This is a genomic window from Kistimonas scapharcae (genome assembly GCF_039540975.1).
GTDB lineage: Bacteria > Pseudomonadota > Gammaproteobacteria > Pseudomonadales > Endozoicomonadaceae > Kistimonas > Kistimonas scapharcae.
The window spans coordinates 1-594 of sequence record NZ_BAABFL010000150.1 but is presented as its reverse complement, the minus strand read 5'-3'; the positions used below and the strand labels follow the sequence as shown (position 1 = coordinate 594).

Genomic DNA, 594 nt, shown 5'->3' with positions numbered 1-594 from the left:
TGACACGTCTCCTAACCCAAGGAAAACCAGTGTCGTAAGTTTAGACGGGAGAATGGCTTATGTTAGGTGGTAATCAGGAAAAAATATGTTGTATTTAAATTATCCAACGATCTTTCTGCCTTTCAACAAGTAAGACGACTGCAAGGTTCACAGCAGACACCATGCAAAATCATTCCAATGAAAAATGACCGCTACATTGCATGGTCAAATCGATGGATCGAAAATACAGATATAGAAATAGGAAGAAATGGCAGCAATAATCTTCGCTATCTTAACCATTCCAAGCGGGCGAATGTTCATCTGATCTCCCATCCATTCGAACGGTATATTCCTTGGGAGATGAGACATGGTCTCTCTATTGAAGTGTTTGCCATTCATGATATTCGATGTGGAACTGAAGCATTATTTGATTATGATCCAAAAACAAAGGATAAATACATCAAATTTTATTTAGCCACCGTTTCAGCATTAGACCCTCTTCATAAAATAAGAATCGCCGAACAACTTAACAAAGGTAAGTACTCAAAAACTCCTGTGCAGACCACATGGCAGCCAGCATGAGGCGTATTCGATAATATTTGCCAGTCTCGGAAT

The 594-nt window shown here is 39.2% G+C and carries 1 protein-coding gene; it reads left to right on the top strand.

Going from position 1 to position 594, the window contains the following annotated elements:
- The first annotated feature begins 66 nt into the window (after positions 1 to 66).
- On the top strand, positions 67 to 561 hold the full coding sequence (locus tag ABD892_RS10110) for an SET domain-containing protein (protein WP_345195500.1): 495 nt from the start codon (positions 67 to 69) through the stop codon (positions 559 to 561).
- The last annotated feature ends 33 nt before the right edge of the window (positions 562 to 594 follow it).